This is a genomic window from Bacillus sp. ABA4_010 (assembly GCF_056159105.1).
In genome coordinates this window covers 1,163,133-1,184,863 of the sequence record NZ_JBSWUN010000003.1, presented here as the reverse complement: position 1 = coordinate 1,184,863, position 21,731 = coordinate 1,163,133, and the positions used below count along the sequence as shown (strand labels likewise).

The following is a 21,731-nucleotide window of genomic DNA, read 5'->3' as shown; positions in this document are numbered from 1 at the left end:
GTTTCATTTTTATTTCTCTTTTACTACAAAGCTACTATAAGCTTTTCTTCACGCCTAGTCAATTAAACAGTGCGTTTTATCATTTTTAGTAAGCTATCCGTGACACCTAACACAAAAAGAACCAATTCCTTTCAATCCTCATTTTTTTCATTATAAGACTTTAATGTTTTTTCCGTTGAAAGAGCAAGACGGAATATAGGTTCAACATATCGTTCGAGGAACTGGAAAATCCATGATAATATAAAAAGAAAGACTATCGTTTCCCCGAAAATTTTGATACTTATTGGACAACCCACTTCTTCCCTCACCAACCGAATCCATTATGGAAACATTCGGCATATTCTTCGTCATTTACTTGCTGTACATGTACCTAGCACCTCACTAAGAGCAGCTACTAATTCTTCTTGAGTCAAAAGAGGATCTGAAAGTTCATATACTGTATTTTCATGCCCGCTTCCTGTAAGAACCGCTGCCATTGCATCTGCATAATCTTGTGGTCAATAGGTTAACTCTACTCTTTTCACATCGGAATATACCCGCTCGTCAAATAAACATACATAGCGACAGGAACAACACTAAAAACCATCAACAAATTGCTCAATGCTAGCAATCGATTATTGGATGCATATCCTAAAAAAACACCAATTGGGTTTATCACGAATGTCAGCATGCCAAACGGTTCTTGGAGATGAAAGACTACATATGGAACCCATGAAATGATGCCTGCTAGTAAAAAAATAATTGATAGCCAAAAATATAGCTTTCGTTGTGAGAAAATTTGATTCAATGATTCCACCTCTTTCTACAATAGATAAAAACCAAATTTCAACATATTATCCTAAACAAAAACAGCAAGCCCTATTAGGTTTGCTGTTTTTGTTGACTTTAAAATTGCTCGATGATTTTTTTCGCACTGTTTTCCCCATTTTGAATGCAGTCAGGGATGCCGACACCATAATAAGAACAGCCCGCAAGAACAATGCCTGGATATGTTTCTTGAAGATGGGCTTCAAGTGCCTCTACACTTTTTGGGTGGCTAATGAGATAGTTCGGCAATCCATCCGTCCAGCGCGTCACTTCGGCTGTCATTGGTTCACTCGCAATGCCGAGGCTTTTATGAATGTCTTTGCGCGCTTCTGCCAGCAGCTCCTCATCTGTCATTTGTTCCAAAGCAGCATAGGCTGGATGACTGCTTTTATAAAACAGTCTGACGAGTAAATGGCGGCTTTTCGATGTATGCGCCCATTTTCGGCTCGTCCACGTACAAGCATTGCACGACAATTCATGACTGCCTGATGTAATAAAGCCTGTGCCGTCTGTCGGAAGAAGGGCATCCGGTACATCAAACCCGGCATAGACGCTAATAAGCGAACTATTTTTCAATCCGGAAAATTCTCGCCTTAACTCTGCGTCTTCAAGCAATACTTCCGCTGCATCATGCGGGATGCTTAAAATAATGTGATCAGCTTCAATGAGTTCTCCATTGCTGAACGATATAATGTAGCGCCCATCCGCTTTTTCAATTTTCGTTGCTTTTACGCTTTTTAATATTTCCGTCCCAGTCAGTTTTTCTTCAAATGCGTCAATTAATGTTCCAAGTCCATTTTTAAAAGAAAGAAATTTCTTATCTCCACTTTGAAACTTTTCAAGATTCGCTTCAAATCCTTTTATAATGCTGCCATATTCATTTTTATAATCGAGTACGTACGGAAGGGTTGAAGCAATCGTTAAATCTTTCAGCTCTCCAGAATAAACACCGGACAAAACAGGGGCAATTTGCTTTTCAACAAGCTCTTTTCCAAGGAAAAACTCTAAAAATTCACCGATGGAATCGTGTTTTGTAAACCGATCATTTTTTGTATAAAGATCTTTCAGCGCTTCTACTTTTCCTTCTGCAGAAACGAGTGTACTATTGACGAGCGCTTCCACACCTGCAGGAATACCAAAAATAGAGTTAGCAGGAATCGGCTTTAATTGCCCGTCTGTATAAATAAACGATATCCCTGTCGCATTGTAGACGACTTCTTCTTCCAGTCCTAATTCTTCAATGAACGTCATCATCTTTGCTTTCCGTGCGACCATCGAATCGGCCCCTGTTTCAATAATAAAATCGTTTCTTCGGACCGTTCTGATTTTTCCGCCAAGCTCCTCTGATGACTCAGCAAGCACAAGCCGTACGTCGAGTTGATGGGCTTCTTTCCATTTATGTAATTCGTATGCGGCAGATAATCCAGTAACCCCTCCGCCGATGACTAAAATTGTTTTCATTGCTGCACACCTCAATTTGCCTTCCAATTTTATTTTTATTAAAGTGTACCATATTGCCCATGCCTCCCGTCAGTGCTTTTTCTCACACTATACTAATTTACCCATACAAAAAAACGGCCGCTTTCACTAAAAAACGAGAGTCTTGTTTCACCGAATCTCTTCTAAATCCAAACTTTCCACAAACTGCACAAAGCTTTTTACAATGTTCAGCTTCAACGAATCTTTATGGAAAAACATCCACGTATTTCGAACGATTGGTTCGCCCTCTTTTGTTTTTAAATCAATTTTATGTAGCTCTTCAACATCTTGTAAAATCATACTCGGCAAAATAGCATAACCTAAACCGTTTGCGACCATTTTTTTGCATGTATCGGCTTTATCGACTTCAATGCTGACGGTTGGCGGCTCGGAATAGTTTTCAGCCCACCAATTATTGACGGTCGTCTCCAGCAATGGATCTGTCACATAATCCACTCTTGGCAAGCGCGGAAGATTGGCCACATCCAGTTTTTCTTTCGAGGCAATACAAATCGTTTCAGAAAACAATAAACGTTTTTCTCCTTTCCAGCTGTAGTCCCCTTTCACAAAACCGATATGAACATCTTGATTGTAAATTAAATGAACCACGTCACTGCTCCACCCGGTCGAAACTTTAAATTCAATATTCGGATATTCGTCTTTAAAAAGTTTTAAAAGACTGGGAAGTTTATAGTCGGTAAAGAAAGTCGAAACCCCAAGTCGTAATGTTCCCGCTACCTTATCCTCCATATTAATCACATTCTCTTTAATGCGCTGAATGTTTAATAACATTTCATGGGCGCACTTCGCTAAATACTCGCCTTGAGGCGTAAACTGAACTCCCCACCTCCCGCGATTGACAATCTGCACACCAAACTCCCTCTCCATTTGCTGCAAGCGATGCGTCAAAGCAGGCTGAGAAATATGCAACCTTCTCGCTGTCTTCGTAATGTTTCTCTCCTCATACAAAACCTGTAACACCAACCAATCCCGCTCATCCATATAACCGCTCCTCCTTCTAAACCTCCCATTTAATAACTACACACATCTTCATTCCAGCTAAAAACACTTCTCATCGGTCATCCAGACACCTTGAGTCTTCCTTCAAAGGTTTATCTAAGAGTATGGCACCAATCCCGCAAGGAGGGGGCTATACCAATCTCCCATTCGTTTTTTTGATGGATGATTATAAAAGATTAATATTTTATTTATTCTTAAAATTATACTATATTTATTTACGAATCCATCCATTCACTTACACAACTAACTAAATCCAGTAGAACAGCTCCTTTCAATGTAAAGAGGCTCACCATCTGAATTTTCCCTCAATGGAGTATGACCGCTCTTTCGTCATGCTCCATGTGTTAGATCGATTTATTTAAAGAAAGGAGGCTTTTATGTGGGAAAGAATAAAACATTTTTCCGAAACATTCAATTTATGGCCATCAGTTCGATAGGTGGGTGGCTGCTTTCCTTAACAGGTTTGTCCATCGGCTGGATGATTGGAACGTTAATAATGGCCGTTTTGCTTTCTTTTTACAGACCAGCTTCGTTCAAACAGACTCCTCATCAAAAAGGTCTTCCGTCATCTTGGTTATATGCCGGACAATTTATTTTAGGGATAGAATTAGGACAAAAAATGAATTTAACTGTTTTGTATATTTTACAAGAACATTGGATGGCAATTGGCATCATGCTTGTTCTATCCGTTGTGTTTTCATTGCTTTCCGGTTTTGTCCTATGGAAGTTCAGTGAAACCGATATGCTGACGAGCTTGTTCGGAACAGCCCCTGGCGGATTATCCGCTATCCCTGGCATCGCCGAAGACGTCGGTGCTAATACAGCTGTAGTCAGCATTATTCAGACGATGCGTATTTTTTTAGTTGTCTTAACGGTCCCACTCATCGTCTCTTCTTTAGCCATTCAAGAACGAGGTTTGACCGACGCTCATTATCAACCAACTTTGGAAAACATTCCACCTTTTGAAATGAGTCAGCTTCTTTGGACCGCTGTATTAATAGTAGCCGCATGGGGTGGCTATTATGTCGGAAAACAGCTAAAATTCCCCGCCCCTTGGCTAGTCGGGAGTATGTTAACCGTTTCCATTACCCAAGCAGCCGGTTCTGCTTATGCAGGTCATAATCTTATTGCCTGGTGGCCTCACACCGTCATCATTGTATCGCAAATTTTCATTGCTTCCTGCATTGGCTCCCGTTTTCAAAAGCATATGTTTACTGGATTAAAGAGAACATTATGGGTCGCTTTCTTAAGTACAATCGGCCTTCTCGTTGCCATGTTTGGATGCGCCTTTTTCGTCTCTGCCACAACTGGAATCCCCTTTATTACAGCCGCTTTAGCGTTTGCTCCTGGCGGGATTGCAGAAATGGCAACAACAGCGGTCGTGCTTCAGGCAGACTCCACACTTGTCGTCGTTGTGCAAGTGCTAAGAATTATTATGGTCTGTATGTTGCTGCCTCCGTTTTTTAAATTATTACATCGCCGGCGAAAACGAAAAAATATTAACTCACATATGTCTGCATAATTTTTCCACGTTCTTTTCTTTAGCGGTATAATGTTTTTAACAGCTTTTTCTCAACATAAAGTGAGGTGAATGAAGATGTGCGCATTTTATCATAAGAAAACGCCAGAAACGTCCGAACCAAAAGTCTACTATGTAAGACCTGATGAGCAAACGAAAGAACAAGACATACAAACGGTCGCTCGAAAAATGAAAGAGCTTATTGATAGTTCCCCATGCAAAGATGAAGAGGTTGTTTTTTTATGCATTGGCTCTGACCGTTATATTGGCGATGCTTTAGGACCTTTAGTTGGAACGATGCTAAAAGAAAACAAGGTTCCCTATTCTGTATACGGAACATTAGAAGCACCTGTTCATGCCTTTAATTTAAAAGCAACGTTGAAGGACATTCATAAGACGTTTAATCATCCGCTTATTTTTAGTCTTGACGCTTGCTTAGGCGAACAAGCGCAAGTCGGTTATGTTCTTTTCAAAGAAGGTCCACTCTTACCAGGAAAAGCGCTTGAAAAAGTGTTGCCTGAAGTTGGTGACTATCATTTTAAAGGAATGGTCAACTATATTGATCCATTACCGACATCCCAATTTTTAAATGACACCCGGCTTTACACGGTGATGAATTTAGCCAAAACGATGACTAGAATCATTACAGAAGCCGCTGTCAAATAAAGAAAAGAAACGGTTAAAAAAAGAAGGTTGTGCATCCATTCAGCGTGTAACTGAAGGGATGCACAACCTCTTTTCTCTATTTCATTAGTATAAACTAATCGCCCCCGTCAACAGCGCAATGACGGTCACACCGATTGAGCAAAAAACAGCCCATTTAAATCCGTAACGCTGCAGCTGTCCAATATCTGTTTTCACCATTCCGACAAGTAAAAGCGTTGATGCGACGAGCGGGCTTAAGAAGTGAACAGGTTGTCCTAATACGGACGCTCGGGCAATTTCAACAGGATCGACACCGTAAGCAGATGCCGCTTCAGCTAAAATTGGCAAAACCCCGAAATAATACGCATCATTTGATAATACAAATGTAAATGGCATGCTTGTAAGTGCAACTACTAAAGGAAAGAAAGAACCTAAAGAATCTGGAATAATGGATACTAATGAATTTGCAATCGCGTCGACCATTTTCGTACCAGAGAAAATTCCTGTGAAAATCCCGGCAGCGAATACGAGCGTAACGACGGTTAATGCATTTCCAGCATGTGCAAGTAAGCGCTCTTTTTGTTGTTCTAAATCAGGGTAGTTAATCATGGAAACAAGCACAAACCCTATAAGAAACAAGACGGGAACAGGCAGGATGCCCATTACTAATATAACCATGACGGTAACGGTTAAAAGCAAGTTGACCCATAATAGTTTAGGACGTTTCAAACTGTCTGACAGATCATACGTAGCCGCTGCCTCAGTCAGATGAGAGACTCCTGCTCCGTTTCGTGTATCCTCCATATGAATAACCCCGACTCGTTCCCGTTCCTTCTTACCGAGAACATATGCGGTAAATAGTACACATAAAAGTCCTCCGAACATCGTCGGTAAAAGCGGGATAAAAAATTCGCTTGCATCTAACCCTAAAGAGGCAATCGCTCTTGTAGCCGGTCCGCCCCAAGGTGTCATTCCGCTCATAATACTTAATGAAAGAAGTGAAATGATAGCAAGAACAAGCGGGTTCATTCCTAGTCGTAAATAAAGCGGTAACATTGCTGAGATGGTAATCATATGAGTTGTTGTGCCATCCCCATCTAAAGCAACGGTTGATGCTAAAATCGCGGTTCCAATCGTAATTTTAACGGGGTCCCCTTTTACAATGCTTAACATCTTTTTAATAAGTGGGTCAAACAACCCTGCATCGATTAGCACACCGAAAAACAAAATCGCAAATAACAACAAGGCAGCTGACGGTGCTACAATCTTTAATCCGTCGAGCATCATTTCTCCCAGTTTCGCCCCAAATCCCCCAATTAGTGCGAAAACAATCGGCACAATCGTTAGTGCATTGATTGGTGATAAACGTTTTGACATGATTAAATAAGTAAAAACAACAACCATTGAAACCCCTAAAAATGTAAGAATAATAACCCCTCCCCCTATTGTCAGAAACCGCTTACAAATACTCATTAAATTGAATATTCAGACATATGTTTGTAAACGTCTACCCTCTTTGTTGAACATGCTTTCTGCTTTTAGAGTATTACACATTAAAAAATAAGTAAAATATATATTTTTTTATCTATTCTTAAAAATTTTTTTATAATCGCTTTTCATGCTTTAGTTAAAACAAGACGACGAAAAGAAAATCACCCTTCATCGTCTTTATTGCTTCAGTTAGTATCTGCATGCTCATTTAAAAAATCAATAAACGTTTTCACAATAGATAGCTGGAGAGAATCTTGATTATACATCAACCATGTATTTCGAAATACAGGCTCCCCATTTTGATAGGACAAGCGATATGTATACAGATTGTCCGATGGCTGCAAGCATATTTCAGGCAAGATCGCAAATCCAAGGTCATTTTTGACCATCTCCTTACATGTTTCTTGCCGGTCTGTTTCCATCGTGACAAAAGGAGGTTCTGCAAATCGATCATGCCACCAATCATTAATCAAGTTCTTTAAAGAGCTATCCGTTTTATAATTAATAAATGGCAATTGCGGCAAACTCGCCATATCCACTTCTTTTGTAGAAATTAAACAAAGTCGTTCTTTATTTAGTAACGATTTAACCCCATACCATTCATAGTTCCCCCGCAATATTCCTAATTGGACACTGGATGAATCTAGTAGATTCATAATATCTGTACTCCAGCCTGTATTGACATTAAACTGCACGTGAGGATATTTCGTTGAAAACTTTTTTAAAATTTCTGGCAATTTATATTGAGCAAAGTTGCTGGAAACACCGAGCCGAAGCGTCCCTCTTACTTCTTTTTGCATATTCAGCATATAATCCTTCGTTTCTTGCAGTTTTTTTATCATCTCCTCTGCATAATCCGCTAAATAAATCCCTTCAGATGTAAACTCAATGCCCCCTTTTATTTTGAAAAACAAGCTTGTTCCAAACTCTTTTTCCAAGTTTTTAAGTCGATATGTTAACGCTGGCTGGGAAATGTATAACCGCTCTGCGGCTCTGCTAATATGCTTTTCCTCATACAGCGTTTTGATAGCGATCCAATCCTTTTCATCCATTCGTTACAACCCCTCTCTAGTTAGATTATAAGTTTTTTTATTGAATTCTTGAATAAATTATCTATTTTACTTATGAATAACCATATCATACTATATTTTCAAAAGCACCGGTACTTTTAAAAAATACAAATGTAGAAAAGGTGGAGAATCGGATGAAGGTTCCAATTGTCATTATGCGAGGCGGAACAAGTAAAGGTGTATTTCTCGATTTTAATCATATGCCAAGTGACCGTGCACTGTGGGACGATTTTTTATTAGATATTATGGGAAGCCCTGATCGCCGACAAATTGATGGACTTGGCGGGGCGAATTCGTTAACAAGCAAAGCTGCCATTATTAAAAAATCTGATGTAGACGGCATTGATGTCGAATATACATTTGCTCAAATCAGCATTGAAAACCAACTTGTCGATTTTAAAGGGAATTGTGGCAATATCTCATCAGCGGTCGGCCCGTACGCCATTGAACAAGGATTAGTACCGGCACAAGAGCCGATTACAACCGTTAAAATTTTTAATACGAATACGCAAAAAGTGATTGTGGCAGAAGTCGAAGTAGAAAACGAACAAGTAAAGACGGAAGGAAGTTGTTCCATTCCCGGCGTTCCTGGAACAGGCTCCCCTATTTATCTTTCTTTTACTCAAGCAGAAGGCGCTGTAACCGGAAAGCTGTTCCCGACTGAAAATCCTATTGACATCATTAACACAGCCAGTGGCTCCATCCCGATTTCTATTATTGATGTTGCCAATCCTCTCGTCTTTGTGAAGGCTCAAGATATCGGTCTTTCTGGAAGTGAATTGCCTCATGAATATTCTGAAGAAAAACTGCAGCAACTCGAAGAAATTCGATCGATTGCCGCGGAAATGTGCGGGTTTTCTCATCGTAAAGATGCCACAAAACAATCTCCTGCCGTTCCGAAAATGACCATTATCGCTCCACCGATGGATTACGTTGATTTGACAGGCGTGGAACGGAAGGCAACGGACATGGATATCGTCATTCGAATGATGTCCATGCAAAAGCCACATCAAGCCCTTGCCATTACTGGCGCAATTTGTACGACGGCCGGAGCGTTCTTAAAAGATACGGTTTTATCAGATGTTGTCACCGTTCATCAAGAAGTTCTCCGCTTAGCACATCCTGCCGGGATTACAGAAACGAAAGTCGATTTATTTGCCGGCCATATTAATGCCATTAAAGTCGTACGTACCGCCAGAACGATTTTAGAAGGCTATGTGCACACGAAGAGAAACTATGAAGCCGTCTACAGTTAAATCTAAGCGGATGATCCCCCTCTTGCGGGGTTGGCGTCATAGGTGAATCTTTTGAAAGAATTCAGCAGGAAAAACATTATGATGACTTTTCTACCGCATGAAGTGGTGTGGAATGATTATCTATTATTATCTTAATTCATTTGAACGATTGTTCCCTTTCTTTAGTGGAAGTTTAATCTTTTCCTTCTTATCACTTCCCTTTTCAGCTGAATGTCTGCGTTCCAATCATACTGCTTGCTGCAAAGTCGAATTGCCGCCTCCTTCTCAATAAAATGAGAGGGCTCCAACATGTACGTGATGTAAAGAAAGGGTTGAATTCAGATGACGTTCAATAAAACGTTAGTCAATGCCGTGTTAGAAATTAGTGAAACGGCCAATAAATTTCAGTCGAGTGTTGTCATTAGAACAGATACGAGAAACATTGATGCTAAAAGCATTCTCGGTTTAACTTATACCGTCTTAAGCTCCCAAACCTTTCAACTTGAAATTCATGGTCCAGATGAAACTGAAGCGAAAACAGCTATGACACATATCTTTTGGAAAAACAAACTTCCTGTTGAAGTTTTATAAAGGAATGAGAGAAAAGGCCGTCCTGTTGGGGGGTCTTTTCTTTCGTCATTTATCCCCCTTCTTCTTTTTAAAACGCCTTTGCCTAAAAGAACGATAAACATTCCCCAAAATATATAGACAACTTTAATTGATAATGATAATCTTTATCATGTAATGTTTAATTGATAAAGATTATCATTATCATCTTCTCGATTAAACGTTACATAAAGTAAGATAACGTTCAATGTACAGGGGGATTTCCATTATGACTAACCAGTATCGCAAATTTTTAGTTGGAACTGTATCTGCTGCTATTGTAGCAAGCACCATGGCTCCTGGTGTGAGTGCAAACTCTTTCAAAGATGTGACCGCAAATTCAGCACATGCGGATGCCATTCATCTCTTAACGGCAGAAGGTATACTAAAAGGATTGGACAATGGTACATTTGGTGTTGACAAACCCGTTACTCGTGGGCAAGTCGCCAAAATTTTTGCACGTCTTCTTGACGGCGATCAACCGGATGATTTAGCTGCTTTTTCAGATGTACCCGTTGATTATCCAGATCAAGAATTGGTGAAAGCAGCAGCGAAAGTGAAAGCCATCGGCGCTTTGACAGGCTCTAATGGGAAGTTACTTCCCTTTCATCCGTTAACTCGTCAACAAATGGCAAAAGTGTTAGTGGAAGCATTCGATTTAAAACATAATGACACACAAAAATCCGAGTTAACGGATATACATACAGCGTACCCTGAATTTCAACATTACATTGCCATCTTAGCCGAAAATGGCATTACACAAGTACACGATGGAAAATTTCGTCCGTTCGAGCCGGTGACTCGCGCTCAATTTGCGACATTCATTCAACGCGCCCGTCAAACTGCGAATGAAGTTGCAAAACAGCCTACTGACTCAACTGAATTAGCTATTCAACATGTGGAAATGTTAGCAGGTGGCCGTTACATAGAAGTCACCTTCAACGAACCCGCTTCTCCATTAATGAACACGCAATTTCAAGTCATTAAAAATGATTCCAAAGCGGTTATGGGAGTGGAAGAAATTCGTCTGAACAAAGACGGAACAAAAGCGGTCATTATTCTTTATAAAGGAAACACGTTAGAAACAGGTAAGCCTTATACCCTTTCATTTGAACATAATGGCAACGTACAACAAGTACTCTTTGAAGATTATCAATATCATGAAGATGGATATGTAACACGTGTTAAAACAACCACTCGTGAAATCGATCTAAGCGGTATAGGTACATTAACGATACCGGAAGATGTGGAAATCGATTTTCAGCAGCTAATAGGTCAGCGCATTCGCGCATGGTATGATTCCAATGATCGTTTATGCCGCTTTGCGTGGACCGATGACGAAGTATTTAATGATGCGATTTCTGTAGGAAGTAAAATTAAATTATTATCATCAGGAAAGAAATATAAAGTTGTCAGTGACTCGAAGTTATATGTAAATGGAAAATCGGCGCAATTCTCTTCTTATACCGACAAGGAGCTTCCTTATGCGAAAATTGCGTTAAATAAAGATGGGGATGTCGGTTTCGTTTATGCTTATACGTGGGATGAAGAACCCATTCTCGTCAAAAAAGTCGATGGGACGATGGTATATGACCTTGACGGGGATACGCTTGATTTAAGCAATTACGTCGTCTTGAAAGATGGAAAGCAAATGAATGTTTCCGATCTTCAAGCAGGCGATATGCTGTATTTTAATGAAGATGCGAAAAATGTGAACGGCAAAAGCGGTGTAGCGGAAGTCTATCATGATGCGATAGCTGGAAAGCTTACTCGCGTGTTTGATTTCGACGCATTTGAAGTGAATGGAGAGATTTACGATTGTATAGGAGATGTCTTTTCTGCACGAATGTTAGATGGAGATGAGTTTGAAGATTTTCGCGAGGATGAAGCGGAGCGTCTAGAAGGAAAAGAAGTTACTCTTCATTTCAGCCGCAACGGCGATCTTGTACTTGTGGAAAGAGGAAATAAGACGAAACCGAAAGACACAATAAAACCTACTTTTACTTCCAGTCAGATTACAAGCATCGGGGCACCTGACGGCATATTATCTGCCGAGGAAACTCTTACTTTCACCTTCTCTGAAACTTTAAGTGCCGCTTCCGTTGAAGCCATTCAAACAACATTAGCAGCAATCTTTCAGCAAGACATAACGGTGACAACAAATAATCATCAAACATTTAACATTCAAGTGAACGAGGATGTTGTTCTTGGTGCAGACACTGTGAAAGTGACATTTAATGAAAGCGCAATCAGTGATCTTACGGGGAATGGAAACGATGCATTTGACATTGTGATTCAAGAATAATTTGACAAGAACTTTTTAAATAAAATGCGCTAGAAAGTAAAAGAATCCATGCTTTCTAGCGCATTTTATAAAAATAACAAACCATTAAGCAAGTCTTTTAAGCTCATGACGTTTTTCAATAAGGTTTTCAATTCTTTCCATCTCTTGTTTATTATTCAGCAGCTCTTGTTTGTTTTCTTTTACTAGTTCTTCCAATGATTTTCTGTATTTACTCGGTTTTCGTGACATGGTAACCCTCCTTTTCTTCTTAAAATTGGGGATAAGGAAACGTTCTTAAAGGTTCAATCGTTTAAATAATAAAATAATTCAGTTAATTTATAAAGGTGTTTCTTGAAAATGATTTGACGAATTTGTGAATTATCAGATAATTAACCATTCTATTGTCTTTATACCCAGGCAACGAATTTTTTATTCACTGTTCTTCATTTTTTAAGACTAATCATAATTGTATAAATATTAAAAAACATGTCGAGTTGAGTCATCTCCCCTTTTCCCCTTACAATAAAGAGAAGACAAAAGGATGGGAGGGCATAAAAAACGATAAGTGCTGCCTGCAGCATTTGCGTTAGATTGAATGAAGCGCATCCAAGTACTATGAGCAAACCGCTAACTGTGCATAGACTCGTTCATGCTTGAGGGGACATGAACAAGAGAACCTGCATCAAATTGAAAGCGTTAACAAAAGTTAAGTTGTATGTTGAACCTCTGGACATGTTTCTATGAATCTACAAAACCTTTTTACATGGTACTGCTGTGCTTGGAAAGTGCAAAAAAAGAATGGTTAGAGTGATTGAGGAGGGGTATACAAATGAATGGATTACCTGCAAAAAAGACAAATCAGGAACAAGCTCGCATGTATTCATTAGCTGACTATTTACGATTTATCATTCCATCTTTAATTGGCGTGTTCATTTTCATGGTTCCAGTTCCGTATGAAGATGGGACGACCGTTCCTGTTGCCATTATGGCGCAAAAGTTAGGTGGATTGTTGGAAGCATACATACCTGTAATCGCGGTCATCATTATGGGGATTACCTTTTTGGGGAGTTGCTTAATTAAATTTGTAAAACCGGCATTTTTAGTGAATTCTCGTTTTTGGTCTAATTTATTTCATGTGAACACTCCCTTTTTTATTGCACGCGCCCTCGGCTTTATTTTTGCCGTGATGGCGATTGTTCAAATCGGACCTGAAGCAGTTTGGTCAGAAAACACCGGAGGATTTTTATTAACGGGATTAATTCCCGTTTTACTGACGACATTTTTGTTTGCCGGCTTATTACTGCCACTGCTCCTTGACTTTGGATTGCTTGATTTATGCGGATCCTTATTTACCAAAATTATGCGTCCCATTTTTACATTGCCGGGACGGTCCTCGATGGATTGTTTAGCTTCATGGATCGGTGACGGGACCATCGGTGTGTTCTTAACAAATAAACAATATGAAGATGGATACTACACACAACGGGAAGCGGCTGTCATTAGTACTACTTTTTCTGTCGTGTCCATTACGTTCTCACTTGTCGTGATTGCTGAACTTGGACTTGAGCATCTTTTTCTTCCATATTATTTAACGGTAGCAGGAACAGGCGTCGTGCTGGCCATTATTATGCCGCGCATTCCCCCGCTCTCTCGAAAAAAGGACACTTATTACAAAGACGTCCAGGTGGAGAAAGAGATGAACATCCCTGCACATACTACTGCATTTAAATGGGGGGTCGTAAAAGCGGTGGAACAAGCTCAAAAAAATCGGAATGCCGCTTCTGTCGTAAAGGGCGGAGTTCGAAATGTCATTGATATGTGGCTTGGCGTTATTCCTGTCGTGATGGCAATTGGAACACTTTCTTTAATTGTCGCTGAATATACGCCGTTCTTCCAATGGCTCGGGGCACCGTTTGTTCCTTTATTAACATGGATGCAAATTCCAGAAGCAGCTGAAGCTTCTGTATCCATTTTAGTCGGATTTGCAGACATGTTTCTTCCAGCCATCTTAAGCAGCGGCATTGAAAGTGAAATGACACGCTTCATCATCGCCTGCTTATCGGTCTCTCAATTAATTTACATGTCAGAAGTCGGTGGATTAATTCTTGGGTCTAAGCTGCCAATTAACTTTAAAGATCTTGTGCTCGTTTTTTTAATTCGAACAATTATCTCTCTTCCTATTATTGTGCTGGTGGCGCATCTTCTGTTTTAATGGGATATACAAATAAAGAAGAGAGGAGATTGAAATCCCCTCTCTTCTTTATTTGTACTCTTATATTTTACGTACGTTGGCAGCTTGAGGTCCGCGTTGGCCTTGCTCCACGTCGAATTCTACTTCTTGGCCTTCATCTAACGTTTTGAATCCTTCACTTTGAATTGCGCTGAAGTGTACGAATACATCTTCTCCGCCTTCCACCTCGATAAATCCAAATCCTTTTTCACCATTAAACCACTTAACTTTACCTGTTGCCATTCAAAATCCTCCTAAAATGCACCTTGTGTACATATTCATTTTCGACCACTTTACCCATAATACGGTTCATTAAAAAACTGCAACTATCAAGCAAGAAGATGTCATTTTACTCTTCTCTTGAAGTTGCAGCTTCTTAAATCTTTATTGTATGAAAAGTAAAATGGTTTAACGTCACTATACCACTCGGCTCATCGAAAAACAAATCGAGCACCAAAAATAGGAAATTAAGCCTATTTAAAAGCCTTCTTTCAGCTTAAAAAGAAAGCCAATTTATTTAGGGTCTTTCCAATCGAACGCTTCAATAAAACGCACAAATGCCTTTACCACATTCCACTCTAACGATTCTTCATGGTAATACATCCACGTTCTCCGTAAAATCGGGTCCCCTTTTTGGTCCGTTAAGTCCACTTTATACAAGTCTTTAATGCCCGTCAGCAAACGACTCGATAAAATCCCGTAGCCCAATCCATTCATCACCATCTCTTTGCAAGTGTCCACTTGATCAACTTCAATCGTAATAAAAGGTGGTTGCACATAATTTTCGGCCCACCAATTATCAATTAATGATTTAAGCAAGTAATCTCCTCGATAATCGATTCTTGAAAGACGGGGAAGGTTTGCCATATCAAACTCATCTTTTGATGTGATGCAGATGGTTTCTTCAAATAACAAATGCTTTGACAACCCCCTCCATCCGTAATCACCACGCACAAAGCTAATGTGCACATCTTTGTTATGAATGTGATGGGTGACATCTTTGCTCCATCCTGTGATGACTTTAAACTCGACATGCGGATACTGCATTTTAAACAGCTTCAAAATGTACGGAAGCTCGTAGTTGGCAAAAAAATTAGACACACCTAATTTTAGTGTGCCGGCAACTTGGTCGCTCTCGTTATGGTTCATGTTAAGAACATTCTCTTTTACCTTTTGATAGTGAGCAAGCGCCTCTTCCGCACATTGAACAAGATATTCTCCTTGCGGGGTGAAATGAACCCCCCTGCTTTCACGAGTTACAATTTTCACTCCAAGCTCTTCCTGCATATGCTTCAAGCGATTCGTTAAGGCCGGTTGTGTAATATATAAAAGCTTCGCTGCTTTCGTTAAATTTTTTTGATTGTAAAGCACTTTCAATATTTCCCAATCGCGGTAATCCATTGTTCCACCCAATCTGTCCCATATAATATTTTTTTATAGTTCATTATAATATTTTCGCATTTTATTTATTTCAATTATTGCATTATCCTTAATGGTAAGCAATCACTAATTACTTTTTTATTCCAAGAAAGAACATATAAAACGAAAGACAATCATGGGGGTATTGTAAATGACAATACAAAAAAACGGGCAAAGTCCGTGGGAAAGTTTTCATGGTCCAAACCTTGGTTATGTGATGGAGCAATATGAACAATACACAAACGGCGTAGACACCGTTGATCCAGCTTTAAAAGAGCTCTTCATCCAATGGGGCTCACCTTTAGCACATACGTCAGAAACGGTTGAGCAACAAAGCGCTCCTGACCATGTGAGTACGGCAAAGATTTTGAAAGCAGCCAAGTTGCTTGATGACATTCGTTCACACGGGCATTTAGCAGCTAATATGAATCCGTTAACAATCAATGAACAAGGCTTATCTTTATTTCATCTTCCAAAATACGGGATTAGCGAAGATGATTTGAAAGCGATACCATCTAAACTTATTTGGGAAGATGCACCTGACAAACTAGCAACGGCTTTAGATGCGGTGAACTACTTGAAAAAAGTTTACACCTCTTCCCTCGCCTTCGAGTTTGCCCACGTACATCATGCAGAAGAACATGCGTGGCTCGATAAAATGGTTGAAAGCGGTTCTTTACACCTTTCCTTGTCAAAAGAAGAACGAACAGACATCTTGAAACGTTTAACAGAGGTTGAAGGATTCGAACAGTTTTTGCATAAAACGTTTGTCGGGCAAAAACGTTTTTCCATTGAAGGTGTTGACATGCTTGTCCCAATGCTCGATGAAGCGGTTCGCGAAGGTGCCGAAAATGGCGTACACAACGTAATGATTGGTATGGCACACCGCGGACGTTTAAGCGTGCTCGCACATGTGTTAGAAAAGCCATACAGTAAAATTTTTGCTGAGTTCCAACACTCTTCCGCAAAACAGCAAGGACCATGTGAAGATCTTGTGGATGTTAGCGAAGGCTGGACAGGAGATGTGAAATACCATCTTGGACGGAATCGTTTCGTTGATAGTGCTTCTCCTGTTCGTACACGCATTACATTAGCGAACAACCCAAGTCACCTTGAATTTGTCGATCCAGTCGTCGAAGGGTTTACGCGTGCGGCACAGGAAGACCGCACGAAACGTGGTTATCCAGAACAGGATTCTTCAAAAGCATTTGCGATTTTAATTCACGGAGATGCAGCGTTCCCAGGTCAAGGAATTGTATCGGAAACATTAAATTTAGGCGGATTAAAAGGATATGGAACAGGCGGAACGATTCATATTATCGCCAACAACTTAGTCGGCTTCACGACTGACAGTCATGATTCCCGTTCTACAAGATATGCGAGCGACCTTGCAAAAGGATTCGAAATTCCAATTGTACATGTGAATGCCGATGATCCTGAAGCCTGTTTGGCCGCCATTCATTTGGCATGCGAATACCGCGCCCGTTTTCAAAAAGATTTTCTAATAGATTTAGTCGGATATCGCCGCTTCGGTCATAACGAAATGGATGATCCAGCGGTCACCCAACCGCAAATCTACAAAAAAATTGCGAAGCATCCAACGGTTCGTGCATTATACGGAGAAAAATTACGCGCTGAAGGCATTCTTACACAACAAGAAATTGACGATATTCAGCAAAGTGTTCAAGAAACGCTGAAGGCAGAATATGAAAAAGTATCAGCACAAAAACCGGAGCAAGCGGAAGAAGTTGAACTGCCTGGTGTAATTGCAAAAGGAATTCCGCCGATGGAAACAGGTGTTGCAATTGAGACACTTCGGGAATTAAATCGTGAATTGCTGAAATGGCCAGAAGAGTTCCATATGTATCCAAAATTAAAACGTATTTTAGAACGACGTGAAAATGCGTTAGAGGAAAACGGCAAAGTAGAATGGGCAGTCGCGGAAGCTCTCGCATTCGCCTCCATGCTGGCAGAAGGTACACCAATTCGCCTGAGCGGTCAAGATTCAGAGCGCGGAACATTTGCTCAGCGTCATATTGTACTCCATGACACGGAAACGAACGAAACATTCTCACCATTGCACCGTCTACCGCAAGCGCGCGCTTCCTTTTCCGTTCATAACAGTCCGCTTTCGGAAGCAGCGGTGGTCGGTTTTGAATATGGCTATAACGTCTTCGCTCCTGAAACACTTGTGATGTGGGAAGCGCAATACGGAGATTTCGCCAATACAGCCCAGCCGCTCTTTGACCAGTTTTTATCATCTGCAAGAGCCAAGTGGGGGCAAAAATCAGGACTCGTTCTTCTGTTGCCTCACGGCTATGAAGGACAAGGACCTGAACACTCCAGTGCCCGCCCGGAACGCTTTTTACAGCTTGCAGCGGAAAATAACTGGACGGTTGCTAATGTTTCAAGTGCGGCTCAATATTTTCATCTATTACGTCGACAAGCAGCGGCATTAGGAACAGAATTCGTTCGCCCGCTTGTCATCATGACACCAAAAAGCTTGCTTCGTCACCCGTTAGTCGCTTCTTCATACACAGCACTTACAGAAGGACGCTTCCAAACGGTTGTGGAACAGCCAAAGCTTGGAACAGAAACAGAAAAAGTGACGCGTCTTGTGTTAACGACAGGTAAAATGGCGATTGATTTAGCTTCAGAAATCGAGAATGCTGAAGAACAGCTACCGTTAGAAGCTGTGCATATCGCGCGGATCGAACAGCTTTATCCATTCCCGAAAGAAAAAGTGGAAGCTCTCTTACAGCGCTATCCGAACGTTCAAGAAATTGTATGGGCACAGGAAGAGCCGAAAAATATGGGTGCATGGCATTATCTTGCCCCTACCCTATTTGAACTGGCTGGCGGCCGTTTAACTGTTCGCTACATCGGACGTCCAGAGCGTTCCAGCACAGCTGGCGGTGACCCGCTCGTACACAAAAAGGAACAAGAGCGCATCATCAAAGAAGCATTGCATATTGAAAGTTTACTAGATAACGAGAATGAAAAAGTGTTAGTGAAAAACTGAAGCGTATAACTATTTCATATAAAAACCGTGGAGGGTATGAGACATGATCGAAATTAAAGTACCAGAGTTGGCAGAATCCATTTCAGAAGGAACCGTTTTACAATGGCTCATTAATCTTGGCGACAAAGTAAGCAAAGGAGAAAGTGTCGTTGAGCTCGAAACGGATAAAGTAAACATTGAAGTCAATTCAGATTACACTGGCGTTGTCACTAAAATGTTGAAAGAACCGGGCGATACGGTAGAAGTTGGCGATGTCATCGCGATTTTAGAAGACAGTGTCACAGAAGGTGCCACGCCGGCTGTTCCTGCTTCACCTGAACAACCTGTTGAAGAAGTGGCTCAAGCACAACCTGTCGCAACAGCGGCTCCTGAGCTTCCAAAAGCGGCCCGCCCTGTCGCATCTCCAGCCGCAAGAAAAATGGCGAGAGAATTAGGCATTGATTTAACGCAAGTAAACAGCAGCGACCCGCTTGGCAGAATTCGCCCGCAAGATGTGCAAGCACATACCGAACAACCTGTCGTAAAAGAACAGCCAAAACCACAAAAAGCGGCTCCTTCTCCAGTGGTAACAGACCCAGGCAAACCAGTTGAACGAGTGAAAATGTCTCGCCGCCGCCAAACCATTGCGAAACGCCTTGTGGAAGTTCAGCATACAGCGGCAATGCTTACAACATTTAATGAAGTAGATATGTCTGCGGTGATGAATTTACGTAAAAAACGAAAAGATGCCTTCTTTGAAAAACATGACGTTCGCCTCGGATTCATGTCGTTCTTTACAAAAGCGGTTGTCGCCGCATTAAAACAGTTCCCGCTGTTAAATGCTGAAATTCAAGGTGACGAACTTGTTGTGAAAAAGTTTTATGATATCGGGATTGCCGTTGCTGCCCCAGAAGGTTTAGTCGTGCCGGTCGTGCGGGATGCAAACGAGAAAACATTCGCTGATATCGAGCGTGAAATTAGCAACCTTGGCAAAAAAGCACGTGACAATGCGTTAACTTTAAAGGATTTACAAGGCGGGACCTTTACGATTACAAACGGTGGCGTGTTCGGTTCATTAATGTCCACACCGATTTTAAACAGCCCGCAAGTAGGAATTCTCGGTATGCATAAAATTCAAACAAGACCTATCGCCATTGATGCAGAGCGAATGGAAAACCGACCAATGATGTACATCGCCCTATCGTATGACCACCGAATTGTCGATGGAAAAGAAGCAGTAAGCTTTCTAGCGATGGTAAAAGACTTATTGGAAGATCCAGAATCTTTATTATTAGAAGGATGACTACTAAGACTATGTGCAAACGGGAAACACTCCCCTTTGTACATAGTCTTTATCATTTTGACCGTTCTAAAAAGTCAGTACTAGTCATATGACCAAACAGCAGTTAACATAGGTAATGATGCTTTTATCAATTAATCACTAACAAGGAGCTATACTTATGGAAGCAAAATACTGTAAGGAATCACGCGTTGTTCGTACGAGCCGTGTCTTCCCGAACGATGTTAACAATCACAACACCTTATTTGGCGGACGTCTTATGAGTGACGTTGATCAAGTTGCCTCTATTTCTGCAGCACGTCATAGCCGACTTGAATGTGTCACGGCTTCAACCGATTCCGTTGACTTTTTACACCCCATTCGCCCAACTGATTCTGTCTGTTTCGAATCGTACGTAACATGGACAGGCGTATCTTCAATGGAGGTATTCGTCAAAATTATTGCAGAGGATTTAAAAAGTGGAGAACGAAAAATAGCAGCGACCGCTCTTTTAACTTTTGTTGCACTTGATGAACATAAACGCCCCGCTCCTGTCCCTCAAGCCATTCCGCAAACAGAAGAAGAGATTAAGCTGCATGAAACGGCACCAGAACGAGCGAAAATGCGGAAAGAACGGAAGAAAAAAAGCAAAGAACTCGCCGCTTTCTTAACGACAGAGCAACCGTGGAATTAAATCGATTACCGTTCTGAACAATGCGACCTGTTTCTAAAAAAAGAATCCCCTATTCCCTCAGCTTGTTTGTGCTTCGGGGGTAGGGGATTTCGCAGTTTTATAGTTTAAAACGCTTCACCATATCTTGCAGTTCTTCTGCGATGTAAGAAAGGGATTCAGCAGAAGCTCGAACTTCTTCCATTGAAGACAGCTGTTCTTGTGTCGCCGCGGAGACATTTTGAATGCTTGAGGCGGCTTCATTCGTGACAGATACAATACCTTCAAATGCTTCTAACACATGACTGACGCTGACCGCAAGCTGACCTGTTGTCATAGAGGTCGCCGTCACGTCTTCCTTTACTTTTTCCATATATGATTGAATATCTTGGAATGAGCTTCCGGCCTCATTGACAACATCCATTCCTTTTTGAACTTCATCCACTCCTCGGTCCATCGAACCGACGATGTTGTTCATATCTTGATTGATCGTCACGATAAGGGACTTAATTTCATTCGCTGATTGCTGCGATTGTTCAGCCAGTTTGCGTACTTCAGCTGCCACGACGGCAAAGCCTTTTCCGTGCTCCCCTGCTCTTGCGGCTTCAATTGCGGCATTGAGAGCAAGCAAGTTCGTTTGACCGGCAATGTTGTCAATCACTGTTGTAATTTGCTCAATTTGTTTCGAACGTTCATTTAAATGTTCAATGACCGTTGATAAGTCTTTAATCGTTTCATTAATGGTCTTCATTTGAGAAACAGCAGCTTCAATCGCCGTATTCCCTGCATCCACACTGTCGCTTGCTTGCTCTGCTGTAATGGATGTTTCCGTTGACTTCATCGCGATTTCTTCAATGCCACCTTTCATATTTTCAATGGCTTGTTCGCTATGTTCGACTTTCGCTGTTTGCACATCTGTTCCACTTGCCAGCTCCTGCATCATATAAGCAATTTGCTCAGTGGACGCTGTCGACTG

Annotated in this window: 17 protein-coding genes and 2 pseudogenes; 9 read left to right on the top strand and 10 right to left on the bottom strand. The window is 41.0% G+C overall.

Annotation, left to right across the window (positions count from 1 at the left end):
• Positions 1-368: 368 nt before the first annotated feature.
• The 4 genes and pseudogenes from ACXAEO_RS07020 to ACXAEO_RS07005 form a co-directional block, all read right to left on the bottom strand.
• A pseudogene (locus ACXAEO_RS07020) lies at positions 369-494 on the bottom strand (SDR family NAD(P)-dependent oxidoreductase); the annotation flags it as partial.
• 26 nt (positions 495-520) lie between these two features.
• On the bottom strand, positions 521-787 hold the full coding sequence (locus ACXAEO_RS07015) for a hypothetical protein (protein WP_474879614.1): 267 nt from the start codon (positions 785-787) through the stop codon (positions 521-523).
• Positions 788-885: 98 nt separating this feature from the next.
• Positions 886-2,268 carry a protoporphyrinogen oxidase gene (gene hemG / locus ACXAEO_RS07010; RefSeq protein ID WP_474879612.1) on the bottom strand — a complete coding sequence of 461 codons (1,383 nt, stop codon included), beginning with the start codon at positions 2,266-2,268 and terminating at the stop codon, positions 886-888.
• 147 nt (positions 2,269-2,415) lie between these two features.
• The gene (locus tag ACXAEO_RS07005) at positions 2,416-3,288 is read right to left on the bottom strand and encodes a LysR family transcriptional regulator (protein WP_474879610.1); all 873 of its coding nucleotides are present in this window, start codon (positions 3,286-3,288) and stop codon (positions 2,416-2,418) included.
• A gap of 436 nt (positions 3,289-3,724) precedes the next feature.
• On the opposite strand from ACXAEO_RS07005, the gene ACXAEO_RS07000 reads away from it, so the two are divergent.
• Positions 3,725-4,828 carry an AbrB family transcriptional regulator gene (locus ACXAEO_RS07000; RefSeq protein WP_474884005.1) on the top strand — a complete coding sequence of 368 codons (1,104 nt, stop codon included), beginning with the start codon at positions 3,725-3,727 and terminating at the stop codon, positions 4,826-4,828.
• A gap of 75 nt (positions 4,829-4,903) precedes the next feature.
• Entirely contained in the window at positions 4,904-5,491 is a 588-nt protein-coding gene (gene yyaC / locus ACXAEO_RS06995; RefSeq protein WP_474879608.1) for a spore protease YyaC, read from the top strand.
• An 84-nt stretch (positions 5,492-5,575) separates the two neighbouring features.
• Here yyaC and ACXAEO_RS06990 read toward each other — a convergent pair whose 3' ends face one another.
• Both ACXAEO_RS06990 and ACXAEO_RS06985 read right to left on the bottom strand, forming a co-directional pair.
• Entirely contained in the window at positions 5,576-6,898 is a 1,323-nt protein-coding gene (locus tag ACXAEO_RS06990; protein WP_474884003.1) for a CitMHS family transporter, read from the bottom strand.
• A gap of 248 nt (positions 6,899-7,146) precedes the next feature.
• Positions 7,147-8,013 carry a LysR family transcriptional regulator gene (locus ACXAEO_RS06985; RefSeq protein ID WP_474879605.1) on the bottom strand — a complete coding sequence of 289 codons (867 nt, stop codon included), beginning with the start codon at positions 8,011-8,013 and terminating at the stop codon, positions 7,147-7,149.
• A 152-nt stretch (positions 8,014-8,165) separates the two neighbouring features.
• On the opposite strand from ACXAEO_RS06985, the gene ACXAEO_RS06980 reads away from it, so the two are divergent.
• The 3 genes from ACXAEO_RS06980 (at position 8,166) to ACXAEO_RS06970 (ending at position 12,177) form a co-directional block, all read left to right on the top strand.
• Positions 8,166-9,287, top strand: coding sequence for a PrpF domain-containing protein (locus ACXAEO_RS06980; RefSeq protein ID WP_474879603.1), 1,122 nt, complete (start codon positions 8,166-8,168; stop codon positions 9,285-9,287).
• A 321-nt stretch (positions 9,288-9,608) separates the two neighbouring features.
• Positions 9,609-9,857, top strand: a complete 249-nt coding sequence (locus tag ACXAEO_RS06975; RefSeq protein WP_474879601.1) for an HPr family phosphocarrier protein — start codon at positions 9,609-9,611, stop codon at positions 9,855-9,857.
• A gap of 244 nt (positions 9,858-10,101) precedes the next feature.
• Entirely contained in the window at positions 10,102-12,177 is a 2,076-nt protein-coding gene (locus ACXAEO_RS06970) for an S-layer homology domain-containing protein (protein ID WP_474879599.1), read from the top strand.
• 84 nt (positions 12,178-12,261) lie between these two features.
• Here ACXAEO_RS06970 and ACXAEO_RS06965 read toward each other — a convergent pair whose 3' ends face one another.
• The gene (locus tag ACXAEO_RS06965; RefSeq protein ID WP_474879597.1) at positions 12,262-12,405 is read right to left on the bottom strand and encodes an FbpB family small basic protein; all 144 of its coding nucleotides are present in this window, start codon (positions 12,403-12,405) and stop codon (positions 12,262-12,264) included.
• A 580-nt stretch (positions 12,406-12,985) separates the two neighbouring features.
• Between ACXAEO_RS06965 and ACXAEO_RS06960 the strand changes: the two genes are divergently transcribed.
• Positions 12,986-14,368: a YjiH family protein gene (locus tag ACXAEO_RS06960; protein WP_474879594.1), complete on the top strand. Its 1,383-nt coding sequence runs from the start codon at positions 12,986-12,988 to the stop codon at positions 14,366-14,368.
• A 60-nt stretch (positions 14,369-14,428) separates the two neighbouring features.
• Here ACXAEO_RS06960 and ACXAEO_RS06955 read toward each other — a convergent pair whose 3' ends face one another.
• Both ACXAEO_RS06955 and ACXAEO_RS06950 read right to left on the bottom strand, forming a co-directional pair.
• Positions 14,429-14,629, bottom strand: coding sequence for a cold-shock protein (locus tag ACXAEO_RS06955; RefSeq protein ID WP_474879592.1), 201 nt, complete (start codon positions 14,627-14,629; stop codon positions 14,429-14,431).
• 270 nt (positions 14,630-14,899) lie between these two features.
• Positions 14,900-15,787, bottom strand: a complete 888-nt coding sequence (locus tag ACXAEO_RS06950) for a LysR family transcriptional regulator (protein ID WP_474879589.1) — start codon at positions 15,785-15,787, stop codon at positions 14,900-14,902.
• A gap of 169 nt (positions 15,788-15,956) precedes the next feature.
• Between ACXAEO_RS06950 and ACXAEO_RS06945 the strand changes: the two genes are divergently transcribed.
• From ACXAEO_RS06945 to ACXAEO_RS06935, 3 genes are all read left to right on the top strand, one after another.
• Positions 15,957-18,827 carry a 2-oxoglutarate dehydrogenase E1 component gene (locus ACXAEO_RS06945; protein WP_474879587.1) on the top strand — a complete coding sequence of 957 codons (2,871 nt, stop codon included), beginning with the start codon at positions 15,957-15,959 and terminating at the stop codon, positions 18,825-18,827.
• A gap of 43 nt (positions 18,828-18,870) precedes the next feature.
• Entirely contained in the window at positions 18,871-20,109 is a 1,239-nt protein-coding gene (odhB, locus tag ACXAEO_RS06940) for a 2-oxoglutarate dehydrogenase complex dihydrolipoyllysine-residue succinyltransferase (protein ID WP_474879584.1), read from the top strand.
• 157 nt (positions 20,110-20,266) lie between these two features.
• Positions 20,267-20,779, top strand: a complete 513-nt coding sequence (locus ACXAEO_RS06935; protein ID WP_474879582.1) for an acyl-CoA thioesterase — start codon at positions 20,267-20,269, stop codon at positions 20,777-20,779.
• A gap of 97 nt (positions 20,780-20,876) precedes the next feature.
• Here ACXAEO_RS06935 and ACXAEO_RS06930 read toward each other — a convergent pair.
• Positions 20,877-21,512: pseudogene (locus ACXAEO_RS06930) on the bottom strand (methyl-accepting chemotaxis protein); the annotation flags it as partial.
• Between the last annotated feature and the right edge of the window lie 219 nt (positions 21,513-21,731).

Bases quoted from the DNA above. Each gene is read 5' to 3' on its own strand.
- ACXAEO_RS07000 (WP_474884005.1), top strand. From the start codon at position 3,725: ATGGCCATCAGTTCGATAGGTGGGTGGCTGCTTTCCTTAACAGGTTTG.
- ACXAEO_RS07005 (WP_474879610.1), bottom strand. From the start codon at position 3,288: ATGGATGAGCGGGATTGGTTGGTGTTACAGGTTTTGTATGAGGAGAGA.
- ACXAEO_RS06955 (WP_474879592.1), bottom strand. From the start codon at position 14,629: ATGGCAACAGGTAAAGTTAAGTGGTTTAATGGTGAAAAAGGATTTGGA.
- odhB (WP_474879584.1), top strand. From the start codon at position 18,871: ATGATCGAAATTAAAGTACCAGAGTTGGCAGAATCCATTTCAGAAGGA.
- ACXAEO_RS06965 (WP_474879597.1), bottom strand. From the start codon at position 12,405: ATGTCACGAAAACCGAGTAAATACAGAAAATCATTGGAAGAACTAGTA.
- ACXAEO_RS06945 (WP_474879587.1), top strand. From the start codon at position 15,957: ATGACAATACAAAAAAACGGGCAAAGTCCGTGGGAAAGTTTTCATGGT.
- ACXAEO_RS06950 (WP_474879589.1), bottom strand. From the start codon at position 15,787: ATGGATTACCGCGATTGGGAAATATTGAAAGTGCTTTACAATCAAAAA.
- ACXAEO_RS06975 (WP_474879601.1), top strand. From the start codon at position 9,609: ATGACGTTCAATAAAACGTTAGTCAATGCCGTGTTAGAAATTAGTGAA.
- ACXAEO_RS06960 (WP_474879594.1), top strand. From the start codon at position 12,986: ATGAATGGATTACCTGCAAAAAAGACAAATCAGGAACAAGCTCGCATG.
- yyaC (WP_474879608.1), top strand. From the start codon at position 4,904: ATGTGCGCATTTTATCATAAGAAAACGCCAGAAACGTCCGAACCAAAA.
- hemG (WP_474879612.1), bottom strand. From the start codon at position 2,268: ATGAAAACAATTTTAGTCATCGGCGGAGGGGTTACTGGATTATCTGCC.
- ACXAEO_RS06935 (WP_474879582.1), top strand. From the start codon at position 20,267: ATGGAAGCAAAATACTGTAAGGAATCACGCGTTGTTCGTACGAGCCGT.
- ACXAEO_RS06980 (WP_474879603.1), top strand. From the start codon at position 8,166: ATGAAGGTTCCAATTGTCATTATGCGAGGCGGAACAAGTAAAGGTGTA.
- ACXAEO_RS06970 (WP_474879599.1), top strand. From the start codon at position 10,102: ATGACTAACCAGTATCGCAAATTTTTAGTTGGAACTGTATCTGCTGCT.
- ACXAEO_RS06985 (WP_474879605.1), bottom strand. From the start codon at position 8,013: ATGGATGAAAAGGATTGGATCGCTATCAAAACGCTGTATGAGGAAAAG.